Here is a 16,382-nt window from a genome sequence, read left to right as displayed (position 1 = left end):
TGGCCATGTCGTCACGACGCTTGTTATTCCGTATCGCCATCATCCTGGTGTTCGCCCCGTTGGCGGGCTGCCTCATGCAGCCGCCACGCGACGATCATCAATGGGCGGCCACGCTGCCGCAGGAGCCCTCCGCGGCACCGCCGACGGATGGCTCGATCTATCACTCCGAGCAGGGCATGGAGCTGTTCAATGACGCCCGCGCCCATCGCGTGGGTGACATCCTCACCATCTCGCTGGTGGAGAGCACGCAGGCCTCCAAGAAGGCCAGCACCGACACTAGCAAGAAAGACGCCAGCACCATCAGCGCGCCCAGCATCCTCGGCCAAACGCTCAAGATAGCTGGCCAGACCGCCAATACGTCGCTCAACGCCAACCGCGCCTTCAACGGCAGCGGCGACAGCAGTCAGAGCAACCAGCTGACCGGATCGATCACCGTCACGGTGGCGCAACGCCTGTCCAACGGCAACCTGCAGGTGCGTGGCGAGAAGATGCTGACCATCAACCAGGGCCAAGAGCTGATCCGCATCTCCGGCATCGTGCGTCCGCAGGATATCGGCCAGGACAACAGCGTGCCGTCCACGCGCGTGGCCGACGCGCAGATTGCCTATACCGGCAAGGGGGCGCTTGCCGACGCGAATACGCAGGGATGGCTGTCACGCTTCTTCAGCTCCAAGTGGATGCCCTACTGATGAACGCTTCGTCACCTCTGCGCGCCGGTTGGACCGCTCGCTTGCTATCGGTACTTCGTGGCGTGGCGATCTCGCTGTGTGCTTGCGGTGCCATCGCGCCGCCAGCACATGCCGACAAGATCCGCGATCTCGCCCAGATCGCTGGCGTGCGTAGCAACCAGTTGATTGGCTACGGCCTGGTAGTTGGCCTCGATGGCAGCGGCGACCAGACCACGCAGACGCCATTCACCACGCAAAGCCTGGAAAACATGCTGGTGCAGTTCGGCATCACGGTGCCGGCCAATGCGCGTCCGCAGCTCAAGAATGCGGCCGCGGTGACCGTCACCGCGCAGCTGCCGCCGTTCGCCAAGCCCGGACAGCCCATCGATATCACGGTGTCGTCGATCGGCAATGCCCGCAGCATCCGCGGCGGCGAATTATTGATGACGCCGTTGCGCGGTGCCGATGGCAATGTCTACGCCATGGCACAGGGCAGTGTGGTGGTGGGTGGGGTCAGCGCGCAGGGCAAGAGTGGTTCCAGCGTGCAGGTGAATATTTCGGCCAGCGGTCGCATTCCCAACGGTGCGACGGTGGAGCGCAGCGTGGCGTCGTCGTTCTCCAATAGCGGCGGCGACCTGGTGCTCAATCTCAATACGCCGGATTTCACCACGGCGGCACATATTGCCGAGGCGGTCAACCGCACCTACGGCGTGGGTACGGCCAGTGCGATCGATGGCGGCTCGGTCAGCGTGCGTGGCCCGGTGGATGCGAATCAGCGCGTGGCGTGGCTGGGTGCCATACAGGGGATCGAAGTCGCGCCGGGCGATGCGCCGGCACGCGTGGTGGTCAATTCGCGCACCGGAACCGTGGTGATCGGTTCGGAAGTACGCGTGACGCCGGCCGCGGTGGCGCATGGTTCCATCCAGGTCACCATTTCAGAGCAGGCCCTGGTCAGTCAGCCCGAACCGTTCAGCAAGGGCCAGACCGCCGTGGTGCCTAGCAGTAATGTGCAAGTGAGCGAAGACGGCGCCCACATGTTCAAGTTTGGTCCGGGCGTGAATCTGGACACCATCGTGCGTGCGGTGAACCAGGTCGGCGCCTCGCCGAGCGACCTGATCTCGATCCTGCAGGCACTCAAGCAGGCGGGCGCCTTGCACGCGGAACTGGTGGTGATCTGATGGCGCTGCCCGGCGACGCCATGAAGAGTGTGAGCACCTGGACCGACCTGTCCGGGTTCTCGGCACTTCGCCAGAGTGCGCAGGCCGACGCCAAATCGGCACTGCCGGTAGTGGCCAAGCAGTTCGAGTCCATCTTTACCCAGATGATGCTCAAGTCCATGCGCGACGCGAGCGCGGGCGATGGCCTGTTCGACAGCCAGGGCGGCGACGCCTGGCGCGACATGTTCGATCAGCAGCTGTCGATCGAGCTGTCGCAGCACGGTAATGGATTGGGCATCGCGCAGATGCTGACGCGCCAACTTGGCGGCATGGCCGGCACCAGTGGTGCCGACGCGGGCACCGTCGCTGCCGTCGATGACGACTGGCGGCAGCGCCTGCGTTCGGTGGCCGGTGCCGCGCGCGCGGTGGGTTCGCAAGCGTTGAAGTCGCTGCCCAAGGATGCGCAGGATTTCGTGCGGCAACTGGCCCCGTATGCGCAAAAGGCCGCCGACAAGCTCGGCGTGTCGGTGCGCGCCGTGCTGGCCCAGGCGGCGCTGGAAACCCAGTGGGGCCAGCACCTGCCGACGCATGCCGATGGCAACAGCAGCAACAATCTGTTTGGCATGAAGGCGGGCAGCAGCTGGGATGGCGCGAAAGTGAGCGTCCCGACCTTGGAATTCGAGGATGGCGTGGCCGTACGGCGCAATGCCCAGTTCCGCTCCTATGCCGACCCGGCGCAGTCGTTTGACGACTATGCACAGCTTGTTGCCGACAACCCCCGCTATGCCCGAGCACTCAATCATGGCGACGATGTGATCGGCTTCGCCCGGGGCCTGGTCAACGGCGGTTACGCCACCGACCCGTCATATGCGCAAAAAATCGCGGCCATCGCCAACAGCCCTGCCATGCGTGATGCGCTCGATGCGCTCAAGAAAGTGGCGGGCGAGCCGACTTCCTCCGAGTGACCTGTTCAGGATTGAACCATGGCTAACCTACTGTCCACCGGTGTCTCGGGGCTCAATGCCGCCCAGGTGGCACTCAACACGATCGGCAACAACATCACCAACATCAACACGCCGGGGTATAGCCGGCAGTCGGTGCTGCAGTCCGAGAACATCCCCGCACCGGGCGGGCGCTACACCATCGGTAGCGGCGTCAACGTGGACTCGGTGCAACGCGCGTACAGCGACTTCCTCACCAGTGCGGTGTGGAGCAGCAATGCCAGCATGCAGGGCGCGACCACCTACAACGGTCTCGCTTCCACCTTGAACAGCACCTTGAGCGCCAGCGGCAATCTGCAAACCGCACTGGACAGCTTCTACGGCGCCTTCAGCACCGTGGCGAACACGCCAGGGGTGGCCTCGAGCCGCCAATCGCTGCTGGGCAGCGCTACGGCCGCAGTGACCGTGCTCAACACGCTGGGCCAGCAGCTGAGCGCCCAGCAGAGCCAGCTCAATGGCCAGATCAGCGGCACCGTCAACAGCATCAACACCACGGCAAGCAGCATCGCCGCCCTCAATGCGCAGATCAGCCAGGCAGGAAACAATCCGCCAAATGCTCTGCTCGATCAGCGCGATGCCATGATCCAGACTCTGTCGGGGTACGTTGGCGTGTCTGCCGTCAGCGAGCCGAATGGCAGCATCAGCGTGTATGCCTCGAACGGACAGGCCCTGGTCAGTGGCAACAAGGCCTACGCGCTATCGACGGGCGGCACGGCGTACGACCCCACGCGCACCGACGTTTTCGACGCGACCGGCACCGATATCAGCAACAAGGTCAGTGGCGGCAGCTTGGGCGCACTGCTCAGCTATCGCAGCAACGTGCTCGATAGCGTGCAGAACCAGCTCGGCCAGTCGGCGGTGGCGCTTGCCAGCAGCGTCAATGCGCAGCAAGCCAAGGGCATGGATCTCAACGGCAAGCAGGGTGGTGCGATCTTCAACATGCCGACGCCCACCGTGCTGCCCAGCAGCGCCAACAAGGGCGCCGGCAGCGTATCGGCAAGCATCACGGACGTGTCGCAGTTGACCTCGTCCGACTACGTCATGAGCTACAACGGCAGCCAGTGGAACCTGCAGACAACCAGCGGGCAGGCGGTGCCACTGACCACCAATGCCAACGGTACCCTGTCGGCGAACGGACTCACCTTTAGCGTGCCGGGCACCGCGCAGGCGGGTGACAGCTTCCAGATCCAGCCGACGCGTCAGGCATCGACCAGCCTGGCGGTGACCATGACCGATCCGAACGGCATCGCGGCGGCCGCACTGCTCACTTCGACCGCAGCCAGTGGCAATACCGGCACGGGCAAGATCGGCTCGGTCACCGTGCAGAATGCCTCCAACGCGGCGCTAACGAGCAATGCCAAGCTGAGCTTTCCCTCGGCGAGTACCTATCAGGTCACCGATAGCGCGGGCAACGTACTGTCGAGCGGCAGCTATGCGGCTGGCCAGACGATCAGCGCGAATGGCTGGAGCGTCACTCCGTCGGGTACGCCGGCCGCCAACGATAGCTTCACCGTCGGGCTGAACAGCAACGGCCTGAAGGATACGAGTAACGCGCTGTCGCTGGCCGCGCTGTCCAATGTGGGCGTGCTCAACGGCGGCAGTCAGTCGGTCATCGCCTCCTACGGCCAGCTCACCACGAATATCGGCACGGTGGGTAGCCAGGCACAGACCAATCTCACGACGCAGACCAGTCTCTACAACCAAGCGGTGTCTTCGCAACAGAGCGTGTCGGGCGTCAATCTCGATGAGGAGGCCGCCAACCTCGTGCGATACCAGCAGGCTTACCAGGCCTCGGCGCAGGTGATCGCTACCTCTCAAACCATCTTCTCCAGCCTGCTCACCGCCATCCACGGATAATGCCATGCGCCTCTCCACCAGTTGGATGTATCAGCAGTCGCTCAGCAACATGCTCAATCAGCAGAGCGCGTTGGCGGCCACACGCAACCAGGTTTCCACCGGTTCGCGCATCAATGTGGCATCGGACGATCCGGCCGGTGCCGGACAAGTGGTGAACCTCAACCATATCATCGCGGCGAACACGCAATACACCGGCAACATCAATAGCGCGACGACCTCGCTGAACACCGAAGCCAGCACGCTGAACTCGGCGAACAGTGTGCTGGACAGCGCACGCACGCTCGCGTTGCAGGCCATCAACGGCACGCTTTCCAACACCGATCGCAACAGCATCGCGAGCCAGCTCAGCCAGATGCGCGACCAGCTGCTTCAGCAGGCCAACAGCACCGACAGCAACGGCAATGCACTGTTCGCTGGCACCAGTAGCGCCACGACGCCATTTCAGGTGGGCGTGAACGGCACGGTGAGCTATCAGGGCAATAGTGGGCAGCAGCGCGCCGCAGTCGGATCGGGCCTGCAAATCGCCACCAACGATTCTGGCGCCGACCTGTTCATGAACATTCCGACCGGCAACGGTACGTTCGTGGCGAGCGCGGGCGCGGCCAATACGGGCACGCTTGTGGTGGGAGCCAACAGCGTGACCGATCAGGCTGCGTGGACTGCAGGCGCAGCCAGCAGTGGCGGCGGTTATGCGATTACGTTTGGTACTGGCAACACCTGGACGGCAACCAATGCCACAGGCAATCCCGTGCTCGACAGCAGCGGCAACCCGGTGGGTGGCACCTACCAGGATGGCGGCGCGATCAGCTTCAATGGCATGTCGATCTCCATGAGCGGCTCGCCCGCAGCGGGAGATACCGTGTCGGTGCAGGCGGGCGGCCAGCAGGACGTATTCAGCACGCTCACCAACATGATCAATGCACTGCAGAGCGGTGGCAGCGACACTCAGCTCACCAATGTGATGAGCCGGCAGGTCGAATCCATCGATCAGGTGCAATCCACGCTGAGCGCGGCGCAAGTCGCGATTGGCGGTCGTCTCGATACGCTGCAGGCACAGCAGAGCTCCTATCAGGATCTTAATGTCACCTACCAGTCGGCGCTGTCGGACGTGCAGAACGTGGATGCGTACACGGCGATCAGTAATCTTTCACAGCAATCCACGGCGTTGCAGGCATCGCAGCAGGTGTTTGCCCAGGTGAAGTCGATGAGCTTGTTCAACTACATCAAGTAACGGGCGAGACGAGCACGCGGTAAGCGATAACGGGGAGGGCCACGAAACGTTGGTTTTTGCGATGAATGCGCCGTACCAAACCACAGGTTTGGCGCAGGGGCATAGTGAACCGCATCACGAATTGGCGGCGATTTGCTCAAGTAATCGCAAGGGGGGTCGAAAAGCTGACCGAGGCGGATGGCATTCCACACAGGGAGCCTTGCCGCCGGTGTCTAACGAGCCAACGAACCGGCCAACGGTTCCGTAGGAGAAATCCATGTCACTGATCATTAATACCAACATCTCGTCGCTGATGGCGCAGAACAACCTGAGCAAGTCGCAGAGCGCCTTGTCCTCGGCGACTCAGCGCCTGTCGTCGGGCCTGAAAATCAACAGCGCGGCCGACAACGCCGCGGGCTTTGCCATTTCGCAGCGCTATACGACGCAGGTCGGCGGCCTGACCCAGGCCAGCGCCAACGCCAGCGACGCCATCAACCTGGCGCAGACCGCCGGCTCCGCGCTGGACCAGGTCACTGCCAACCTGCAGGCGATCCGCGACCTGGCCGTGCAGTCGGCCAACGGCACCTATACCAGCACCGACCGCGCTTCGATCGACCAGGAAGTGCAGCAGCGCCTGGCGGAAATCACCCGTATCGCCAACCAGACCACGTTCAACGGTTCGAACGTGCTGGACGGCTCGATGAAGACCAAGAGCTTCCAGATCGGCGCCTCCGTCGGTCAGACCATCAGCGTGAGCCTGGGCACCAGTGTGAAGGCCAGCGCGATGGGCCAGGTAGCGGAAGTGAGCACGGGCAACATCGTCGGCTTCAAGGTCACGGCCGGCTCGCTGACGGTCGGTGGCACCAATGTCGCCGCTGGTACCTACAGCAGCGTCGGCAGCTTGGCTACCGCCATCAATACGGCGGCCGGTAGTGCCATCGCCGCAGTGGACACCAACGGTGAACTCAAGATCACCGGCCCGACCGGCGGCACCACCTTCGGTGGCGCTGGCGCCACGGCGCTGGGCTTGCCCGCCGCAGTTGCTGCTGCCGCTACCGTGGATTCCACGGGCGCCGCGGCCGCTACATCGGCGCTGCCGAGCTTCGCCGCAGAAGGCCTCAGCATCAACGGCACCGCCATCAGCACGACGGGCGTAACCAGCCTGCAGGGTCTGTCCGATGCGATCAATGCCGCGGGCGTCTCGGGCGTCAGTGCCGCCGTGAACGGCAATGGCAATGGCATCAATTTCTACTCGAGCGGCGCGTTGAACGTCACGGACACCGGCGCCAATGTGATTGGTGCCAACGCCACGGACGCCAATACTGCCACTACCTATACGGCAGCCACGGCGGCGTCCAATGGCGGCTCGCTGGCTACGGGTAGCGTACAGACGGTGGACAGCGCGAATGATCTGATCTCGCGCGTCGACGTGGCCCTGCAGACGGTCAGCAACTTCGCGGCACAGCTGGGCGCGGTGCAGAATCGCTTCCAGTCCACCATCTCCACGGTGGCGGCGCAGAAGACCAACCTGCAGGCCTCGCAGTCCACCATTCGCGACGCTGACTTCGCTGCGGAAACGGCGAACATGAGCAAGGCGAACGTATTGCAGCAGGCGGGTATCTCGGTGTTGGCCCAAGCCAACTCCAACCCGCAGCAGGTGCTGAAGCTGTTGCAGTAACGGGCGTAAGCGAAGCCGCGACTCCCTCGGGTCGTGGCTTCGTGCGACCGGTTTCACCGGCTGGCGGTTGGCAAAACCATCCGCCAGCCATGACGCGAGCCACCGTCAAAGTCCTTGCGTGACGAGGATTTTGCCGGGTGCTCGAAACGCGGGCGATGGTTGCGCCGTGGCTGGAACACGTTCGACGCGTGCGTAAGTTGAAATGCATCACGAAGTGACAGCGAAGGGTTCAAGTAATTGCAGCACGGGCCGAAAAGCTTATTGAGGCGGATGGCGTTCCATACAGGAAACCGTGCCGCCGGCATATACAAAGCCAACAAACCGGTTAACGGTCCCGTAGGAGAAATCCATGTCTCTCATTATCAATACCAACATCTCGTCGCTGATGGCGCAGAACAACCTGAGCAAGTCGCAGAGCGCCTTGTCCTCGGCGACTCAGCGCCTGTCGTCGGGCCTGAAAATCAACAGCGCGGCCGACAACGCCGCGGGCTTTGCCATTTCGCAGCGCTATACGACGCAGGTCGGCGGCCTGACCCAGGCCAGCGCCAACGCCAGCGACGCCATCAACCTGGCACAGACGGCTGGCTCCGCACTGGACCAGGTCACCGCCAACCTGCAGGCGATCCGCGACCTGGCCGTGCAGTCGGCCAACGGCACCTATACCAGCACCGACCGCGCTTCGATCGACCAGGAAGTGCAGCAGCGCCTGGCGGAAATCACCCGTATCGCCAACCAGACCACGTTCAACGGTTCGAACGTGCTGGACGGCTCGATGAAGACCAAGAGCTTCCAGATCGGCGCCTCCGTCGGTCAGACCATCAGCGTGAGCCTGGGCACCAGTGTGAAGGCCAGCGCGGTGGGCCAGGTGGCGGAAGTGTCGACGGGCAGCATCAACACCGGCACCGGTTTCACGCTGGCATCCGGCGCCCTGACGGTGAATGTCGGCGGCGCTGGCGCAGTCAGCGTCGCCGCTGGCACCTACAAGACCGTGTCGAGCCTGGCTGCCGCAATTAATACGGCAGCCGGCAGCAATATCGCCGCGGTGGATGCGACGAGTGGCGAGCTCAAGATCACCGGCCCGACGGGTGGTGTTGCGTTCGGCGGCGCTGCTCAGGCGACTTTGGTTCTCCCGGCGACCGTTGCCGCGGCAGGTACTGGAGCTTCGACTGCGGCTGTCGCCTCCACCGGTGACCCGTCCAACGAGACCCTTACCATCAACGGCACGAAGGTCAGCTTGGCGGGTGCGCAGAGCCTGCAGGACGTGTCCGACGCCATCAATGCGGCGGGTGTCCCGGGCGTCAGCGCCGCGGTGAACGGCAACGGCAACGGCCTGAATTTCTACTCGTCATCCGCACTTACGATCAGCGATACCGTGGGTACGTCGAACGTGGCTGGCTCCATCATCGGTGCCAACGCGAAGGACGCCAACACGGGTGCGGCTTACGCCTCCGGCAACCCGGCCACCACCGGCGGCTCGCTGGCCACTGGCAGCGTGCAGACGGTGGACAGTGCGAACGATCTGATCTCGCGCGTCGACGTGGCCCTGCAGACGGTCAGCAACTTCGCGGCACAGCTGGGCGCGGTGCAGAATCGCTTCCAGTCCACCATCTCCACGGTGGCGGCGCAGAAGACCAACCTGCAGGCCTCGCAGTCCACCATTCGCGACGCTGACTTCGCTGCGGAAACGGCGAACATGAGCAAGGCGAACGTATTGCAGCAGGCGGGCATCTCGGTGTTGGCCCAGGCCAACTCCAACCCGCAGCAGGTGCTGAAGTTGTTGCAGTAACGGACGCAAGCGGAGCGGCGACTCTCCCGGGTCGCCGCTCCGTGCGACCGGCTTTACCGGCTGGCGGGTTGGCGAACCCACCCCCTGGCCACCACGGGAGCCACCGGCAAAGTCCTTGAGTGACGAGGGTTTTGCCGGGGGCTCGAAGCTCCCCGTCGCAAGACGGGGCCTGTTCGGGAAACAGATAAGGCAGTGCGATGACCACGTCCAGCGCCACATCCGGCAGCAGCTTGAGTTCGCTGCTCAGCCAGCTCACCAGCAGCACCAGCACCGGTTCCAGCAGTTCATCCAGCAGCTCGTCCTCGAGCAGTTCGGCTGGCGGCACGATTACGTCGCTGGGTATCGGCTCAGGACTGGACGTCAATTCCATCGTCACTGCGCTGGTCAATGCACGGAAGGCGGCACCGCTACAGCAGATCACCAGCCAGACAAACCAGATCAACAGCACCCTGGGCGGGCTCAACTCGCTGAGCTCGGTGTTGGGCCAGTTGCAAAGTTCGCTGGCGACGCTGACATCGATCAACACCTTCAGCAGCTACAACGCCACGCTGACACCGGTGGGTGGCAGCGCGAGCGTTGGCGCTGCGACCACCATGTCCAGCGCGCAGCCGGGGACTTACACGGTCGCCGTGAGCCAGCTGGCCACGGCGCAGCAGCGTGCGAGCAGCACCTACGCATCCACGGCCGCCGTCGGCGCCGGGACGCTCAATGTGACCGTCGGTTCGACCACGATGAACATCAGTGTGTCGGCCACCAACAACTTGTCTGACATCGCTACGGCCATCAACGGTGCGTCTTCGAACCCGGGCGTGACGGCCACCATCATCAATGGCGTCAATGGCCAGCAGTTGATGCTCAGCTCGAGCAAGACCGGCGTGGCCAACGGATTTTCGGTGAGCGCCGGCAACGGTAGCAGTACAGGTCTTCAGTCCCTGGCCACGACGCTGAATACCGCAGGAAGCAATGAACCGGTCGACGCCAAGTTGACGATCAACGGTATCGCCGTCGATAGCGCAACGAACACCGTGTCGGGCGCGATGGATGGCGTCACGCTCAAACTTACCGCCACGGGGACCAACTCGCTGACGGTGTCGCGGGACAATACGGCCGCCCAGAACGCCATCCAGGGTTTTGTCACCGCTTACAACAGCTATGTGAGCACGGCGTCTTCGCTGTCTAGCTTCGACCAGACCAGCGGTACGGCCGGCGTGTTGCTTGGCGACTCTACTTTGACGTCCGTGCAACGGCAGATTTCCTCCGTGCTGAGCAAGGCGGTCAAGGGCAACAGCATCGGCACGCTGGCCAATCTCGGCATTACGAGGAAGGCGGACGGTACGCTGGCCATTGATTCGAGCAAGCTCAATACTGCCTTGTCCACCAATCCCGGCAGCGTCCAGAGTCTGTTCGACGGCACGAATGGCTACGCGACCACGCTTAATTCGGCGCTCACGACCTATACCTCCGGTAATGGCATCATCGGTTCGCGGGTTACCAGCCTCAACAGCCAGTTGACCCAGCTGGGTAACAAGCAGACCGCACTCAACACCCGCATGACCACCTATCAGCAACAGCTGCAGCAGCAGTACACCGCGCTGGACACCTTGATGTCGCAGCTCAACAACACCAGCAGCTACCTGACCCAATCCCTTGCGCAGATGAACAACTCGAACAGCTCGAAGAACTAAGCCAAGGAACGCGACGATGAGCTACGGATACATGCGCAATGCCAGCGCGGCCTACCAGGACACCAGTGCGCGCGGCAGCGTCGAAGGCGCCGATCGCCACCAGCTGACCGGGATGCTGTACGACGGCATGGTCGACCGCATCAATCAGGCCCGCGGGGCGATGCGCCGAGGTGACGTGCCTGCCAAGGGCACGCATTTCGCGCGTGCATTCGCCATCCTTGGCGAGTTGCGCGGCAGCCTCGACCATGAGGCGGGCGGTGCACTGGCCACCCGCCTTGATTCGCTCTACGACTATATGGCCCGCCGCCTGCTGCAAGCCCAGCTCAACGATGACGAGCGGGCACTGGACGAAGTCATCGACCTGATCAGCCCCGTGCGCGATGCGTGGCGCCAGATACGTGACACCTACCTGGCGTCGCAGGGCAGCGCCGGTACGGTGGCGTGATGGCTGGCGCGATGGAACCCGGCGAGCTCCTCGAGCTAAGTGCCCACATGCTGGCCTCGGCCCGCGCGGGTGCCTGGGAAGAGGTGGCGGCACAGAGTGCCGAGCGCGATCGCCTGCTTCGCTTATTGCCACTGGCAGACGCGCCTGCGTTGGAAACGATGAAGACCTTGTTGGCACACAACGAGGAGGTCAAGGCCCTGGCGGGCAAGGCGCGCGATGAGCTTGGTGAGGCGCTCGGGCAGCACCAGCATACGCACCGGGCGCTCAATGCCTATTTGCACGCCACCATCGACTGAAGCCACGTCATTGCGGTTGCCCTGGCAGGAACGCGCATAATTTCCTTCGGCAGGGCGGCAAGCGTTGCCACCCATGACCCGAACCGATCGAGGGACATATGCAAGACGATTCCTGGCAGGCGTTTTCCGAGCGAGTCACTTATGAAGATGGCCTGCACGCGAGTTGCGTGGCCTCGGCTTCCCCCATCGGGGACTTGCAGCTGGTCGCCTTGCGCGAGCGCAACCTGAACGTGCTCGGTACCCTGGCCGCGTTTGGCGAGCGACGCAGTGATGCCAGTGACGACGAGAGCCCGATGGCCCAGGACATGCTGCGCCTGGACAACAAGCTCAACGTCATGATGGCCATGCTCGATCAGCTGCTCCAGCGTGGCGCCGACCTGCCGCCACGCCAGTTCATTCGATTCAACGCCGTCGGCGCCCTGCTGCCGGTCGCGCTCTGGCCAGCCCGCGCCGCGAGCGCAATGCTGAGGCTGCACTTCGACGGCTGCATGGCGCTGCCCCTGGAGCTACCGGCACGACTCGTGCAAGAGCGTGATGGCGATCACGTTTTCGTGGCCTTCGAGTCCCTAGGCGATGCGACAGGTGACGCACTTGAGCGGCTCGTGTTTCGCCATCACCGACGCAAAGTGGCAGAAAGTCGCCAGGCCTCCGTGTAAGCGCTTTCTTACTGCCACCGGCTTATGTGACGGACATCACGTTACGAAAAGTCGACAGGAAAATTCTTTGACGCAGATCTCGGATGGGTGCCGCTTCAGGTCACTTTTTCGCCGTTTTCCTGCGAACCAATTGCCTAATGGATTCAGTGGGATGCGGCATAAGTTTGCGCATCCCATGGTTGCTTGCGCGCGCATGTGACGCTGACCGGCACGAAGGCTGGGGGCTTGGACGACGAAATTTCACGCGGTGCTGGCCTTTTTCTTGCTGAATGACTCCTGAGAGCCGCAAGAGCCGACGGCGGAATATCGACACGCGCATTGCGCAGTCGAGGGTCAGGGGTCCTACCGATGAAGCAGCACGCACGAGAGTCATACATGGGCAAGTTCGACGTACTGGTGATCGAGTCCGATCACCGCAGGGCGGAGTCGGTCGTTTCGGCACTGCAATTCCTCGGCTATCGCCCGCAGCGCGGCGAAGATTGTGCCGAGGTGGAGCAGGCGACCCATGCGTGGCGCGCGGTCTACGTGGGCAATGTTGCCGATGCAGGGGAAGCGGAGCGTCAGTTCGCCTTGCTGGGCGGCGACGCGGGGCACGCGCTGGTGCTGCTGGCCGCCGATTCGGAATGGGCGTCGAGGCTGGCGGCGAATTCATCACCGTTCGCAGCCCGCGTGGGCGTCGTCGAATTTCCTCTCCGCTATGAACAGCTCACCGACGCCCTGCGCGGGTCACAGGCGCAGGCCGGTGCCCGTCGCAGCGAAGTGCGTCTGGTCGGCAGCTCCGGTCCGATGGCCAGCGTGAATGCGCTGATCCGCCAGGTGGCGCCGTTCGACTCCAGTGTCCTGGTGCTGGGTGAATCGGGTACCGGCAAGGAAATGGTGGCGCGCAGCATCCATGAGTGTTCGTCCCGTCGCGACAAGCCGTTCGTGGCGATCAACTGCGGCGCCATTCCGGCCGAACTTCTTGAAAGCGAACTGTTTGGTCACGAGAAGGGCGCCTTCACCGGCGCGATCAGCACCCGCAAGGGCCGTTTCGAGATGGCCGAGGGCGGCACGCTGTTCCTCGATGAAATCGGCGACATGAGCCTGCCGATGCAGGTGAAGTTGTTGCGCGTGCTGCAGGAGCGTGTATTCGAAAGAGTCGGCAGCAACCGCACCCAGCGCTGCGATGTGCGCATCATCGCCGCGACGCATCGGAACCTGGAGGCAGCCATCAATGATGGTCGCTTCCGCGAGGACCTGTTCTACCGCCTGAGCGTGTTTCCGCTGGAGATGCCGGCGCTGCGCGAGCATCTGGAGGATCTTCCGGAGCTGGTGGCCGAATTCAACCAGCGCCTGTCGCGTCGCGGCCTCGCCGGCGTGCGCTTCAGCGCGGGCGCGGTGCATGCGCTGCACGGCTACAGCTGGCCGGGTAACGTGCGCGAGCTTTATAACCTGGTGGAGCGCCTCTCCATCCTGTACCCGCACAGCGAGGTCAGGGTGAGCGATCTGCCGGAAAAATATCGCGGCCAGCAGATCATCGAGGAAGTGCGTGGCACCGCCTTGCTGTCGTTGATGGTGGGGCAGTCGAGCGTGATGTGCGAGCCGATGACGGTGGTCCCATCCGACTCGCTGGTGATGTTGCCCGAAGGCGGACTCGATCTGAAGGATCACCTTGCGGATATCGAGGTGGGCTTGATCCGTCAAGCGCTTGACGTCACCGGTGGCGTGGTCGCGCATGCGGCGAAATTGTTGCGCATGCAGCGCACGACCCTGGTCGAGAAGCTGCGCAAGTACGGCTTGCAGCCGAGTTTGCAGGCCTGAATACGCAAGTTTTGCGTATGGCACGGCTTGTGCATTTACAGCTCAGTTTCCCGTCACGCGTTGGAATTCCGTCATGACCCAGATCGACGTCAATAGCCTGCTGTCGCAGATGCGCCAGCTCTCCTCACAAGTGCATGCGCCGGAACAATCGTTCACGGCGGCGACGCCGGGGCAAACCGATTTCTCGAGCTTGTTGAAGCAGTCCATTGCGTCAGTGGGCGACACGCAGATGGAAGCCGGTCGCATGGCCGCCAGTTTTGAGCGTGGCGAACCCGGCGCCGATCTCGGTCGCACCATGGTCGCCGTGCAGAAGGCCGATCTCTCGTTGAACACACTGACCCAGGTGCGCAACAAGCTCGTCGATGCCTACAACAACGTCATGAATATGCCGGTCTGACCGGTTCCATGACGCAGCCCTCCCTTCCCCAGAGCACGAGCAGTCTTCATGGCCGATAACGCCCTAGCGACGACCGACGACAAGGCCGGTGCTCGCCTGGATCTCAAACAGCTTGCCCGCACACCGGCCACGCGTCAGCTGTTGCTGCTTATCGGTGTGGCGGGCGCGGTCGCGCTGGGTGTGGCTGTGGTGCTGTGGTCGCGCGGGCCCAATTACGGCTTGCTGTATGCCGGGCTCGAACAGAAAGATGCGGCTGCCGTAACGCAGGCGCTGCAGGCTTCCAACACGCCTTATACCTTGGGCCCTGATGGCAATTCGATCATGGTGCCGGCGTCCGATCTGGCGGCGATTCGCCTGAGGCTTGCCGGGCAGGGGCTGCCTCAAGGGAGCGCTTCCAGCACCACGGTGCCGGGTAGCGATTCGCCGTTTGGCATGAGCGACCTGGCCGAGCGCACACGCTACCAGCAGATGCTGGAGACGGATCTGGGCAGCACGATCGCGGGCCTGCAATCGGTACGCGCGGCACGCGTGCACCTGGCGCTGCCCAAGCCATCGGCGTTCATTCGCGATAGCCACGAGGCCAGCGCATCGGTGCTGGTTACGCTGTATCCGGGGCGTCAGCTCGATTCGAGCCAGGTAGCGGCGATCGTGCACCTGGTGGCATCGAGCGTGCCCAACCTTGATCCCAAGCAGGTATCGGTGGTCGACCAGCAAGGTCAGCTGCTCACCAGCACCGATCCAGGTAGCGCCAGTGCCGTGGGCGATACGCGCCTGCGCCTGGCAACACGCATCGAGAACACTTATGCGCAACGCATCGAAGAACTGCTGACGCCACTGGTCGGGCCGGGCAAGGTGCGTGCGCAGGTCTACGCGGACCTGGACTTCAGCGAGACCGAGAAGGCCACCGAGACCTACGGCCATGAACATCCCGCGTTGCGCAGTGAACAGACCAATAGCGAGCAGCGCACGGGTGGCGCCAGCGATGGCGGCGTGGCGGGTGCACTCAGCAACCAGCCGCCCAATACGGTGGCCCAGCCGACAGCTGCGCGCCCGGCGGCAGGCAAGGCCCCCGGCAAGGCAGGGGCGACCACGGAACAGTCCAGTGGACCGGGAGAGACGACCAGTAGCGCCACGCGCAACTACGAGTTGGATCGCACCATCAGTCATGTCAGCGACCCGGCCGGCCGGCTTGCCCGCCTCACCGTGGCGGTCGTGGTCGACAACAAGAGCATGCCGGGCGAGAAGGGCAACAAGAGCGTGCCGTTCACCGCGCAGGAGCTTGAGCACCTCACCACGCTCGCGCGCAATGCCGTGGGCTACAACGAGGCCCGCGGCGATAACGTCAGCGTGATCAACCAGCCTTTCCATCAGGACGTCTCGGGTGATGTCGCGCCACCGCCGATGGCGTTCTGGGAACGGCCCGGCATGCTCGATCTGATCAAGCAGGGTATCGGCGTGCTGATTGCGCTGCTGGTTGCCTTCGGCCTGCTGCGACCACTGCTGCGTGGCCTGGGGCGTCCGGCGGCGCCGGGCCAGGGCCTTGCGTTGGCGAAGCAGCAGACACCGTCGACGATTTCCGTCCGTGTGGATGACGAAGACGATGGCAATGAGTTGGGTCGCCTGGCCATCCCGCCGGCGATTGCCTACGAGCAACGCATTGGACTGGCGCGCCGCATGGTCGGCGAAAACCCGAAACAGGTGGCGCAGGTGGTCAAGAACTGGGTGGTCGAAGATGGTGGTTGATGA

The 16,382-nt window shown here is 63.5% G+C and carries 14 protein-coding genes; all 14 read left to right on the top strand.

Going from position 1 to position 16,382, the window contains the following annotated elements; translation table 11 throughout:
• Positions 1-5 precede the first annotated feature (5 nt).
• The 14 genes from flgH (at position 6) to fliF (ending at position 16,379) form a co-directional block, all read left to right on the top strand.
• Positions 6-689 carry a flagellar basal body L-ring protein FlgH gene (gene flgH / locus ACT01B_RS16765; RefSeq protein ID WP_445147512.1) on the top strand — a complete coding sequence of 228 codons (684 nt, stop codon included), beginning with the start codon at positions 6-8 and terminating at the stop codon, positions 687-689.
• Positions 689-1,846: a flagellar basal body P-ring protein FlgI gene (locus ACT01B_RS16760; protein WP_445144350.1), complete on the top strand. Its 1,158-nt coding sequence runs from the start codon at positions 689-691 to the stop codon at positions 1,844-1,846. Before flgH ends, ACT01B_RS16760 begins: the two co-directional genes overlap by 1 nt.
• Complete coding sequence (gene flgJ / locus ACT01B_RS16755) at positions 1,846-2,790, top strand: flagellar assembly peptidoglycan hydrolase FlgJ (RefSeq protein ID WP_445144349.1); 945 nt, start codon at positions 1,846-1,848, stop codon at positions 2,788-2,790. Before ACT01B_RS16760 ends, flgJ begins: the two co-directional genes overlap by 1 nt.
• Positions 2,791-2,808: 18 nt before the next feature.
• Positions 2,809-4,683, top strand: a complete 1,875-nt coding sequence (flgK, locus tag ACT01B_RS16750) for a flagellar hook-associated protein FlgK (protein ID WP_445144348.1) — start codon at positions 2,809-2,811, stop codon at positions 4,681-4,683.
• Between the two features lie 4 nt (positions 4,684-4,687).
• Complete coding sequence (flgL, locus tag ACT01B_RS16745) at positions 4,688-5,914, top strand: flagellar hook-associated protein FlgL (RefSeq protein WP_445144347.1); 1,227 nt, start codon at positions 4,688-4,690, stop codon at positions 5,912-5,914.
• A gap of 256 nt (positions 5,915-6,170) precedes the next feature.
• Entirely contained in the window at positions 6,171-7,571 is a 1,401-nt protein-coding gene (locus ACT01B_RS16740; RefSeq protein ID WP_445144346.1) for a flagellin N-terminal helical domain-containing protein, read from the top strand.
• Positions 7,572-7,920: 349 nt separating this feature from the next.
• Entirely contained in the window at positions 7,921-9,357 is a 1,437-nt protein-coding gene (locus ACT01B_RS16735; protein WP_445144345.1) for a flagellin N-terminal helical domain-containing protein, read from the top strand.
• 197 nt (positions 9,358-9,554) lie between these two features.
• A complete protein-coding gene (gene fliD / locus ACT01B_RS16730; protein ID WP_445144344.1) occupies positions 9,555-11,042 on the top strand; it encodes a flagellar filament capping protein FliD in 1,488 nt (495 codons plus the stop codon).
• A gap of 16 nt (positions 11,043-11,058) precedes the next feature.
• Positions 11,059-11,487: a flagellar export chaperone FliS gene (fliS, locus tag ACT01B_RS16725; protein WP_445144343.1), complete on the top strand. Its 429-nt coding sequence runs from the start codon at positions 11,059-11,061 to the stop codon at positions 11,485-11,487.
• Between the two features lie 47 nt (positions 11,488-11,534).
• On the top strand, positions 11,535-11,783 hold the full coding sequence (locus tag ACT01B_RS16720) for a flagellar protein FliT (RefSeq protein WP_445144342.1): 249 nt from the start codon (positions 11,535-11,537) through the stop codon (positions 11,781-11,783).
• 98 nt (positions 11,784-11,881) lie between these two features.
• A complete protein-coding gene (locus ACT01B_RS16715) occupies positions 11,882-12,439 on the top strand; it encodes a PilZ domain-containing protein (protein ID WP_445144341.1) in 558 nt (185 codons plus the stop codon).
• A 375-nt stretch (positions 12,440-12,814) separates the two neighbouring features.
• Entirely contained in the window at positions 12,815-14,239 is a 1,425-nt protein-coding gene (locus ACT01B_RS16710) for a sigma-54 dependent transcriptional regulator (RefSeq protein WP_445144340.1), read from the top strand.
• A 73-nt stretch (positions 14,240-14,312) separates the two neighbouring features.
• On the top strand, positions 14,313-14,636 hold the full coding sequence (gene fliE / locus ACT01B_RS16705; RefSeq protein WP_445144339.1) for a flagellar hook-basal body complex protein FliE: 324 nt from the start codon (positions 14,313-14,315) through the stop codon (positions 14,634-14,636).
• Positions 14,637-14,684: 48 nt separating this feature from the next.
• Positions 14,685-16,379 carry a flagellar basal-body MS-ring/collar protein FliF gene (fliF, locus tag ACT01B_RS16700; protein WP_445144338.1) on the top strand — a complete coding sequence of 565 codons (1,695 nt, stop codon included), beginning with the start codon at positions 14,685-14,687 and terminating at the stop codon, positions 16,377-16,379.
• Positions 16,380-16,382: the final 3 nt, after the last annotated feature.

This window comes from Dyella sp. Tek66A03 (assembly GCF_052567735.1).
The sequence above is the reverse complement of the archived record's forward strand: the minus strand, read 5'-3'. Positions and strand labels throughout refer to the sequence as shown.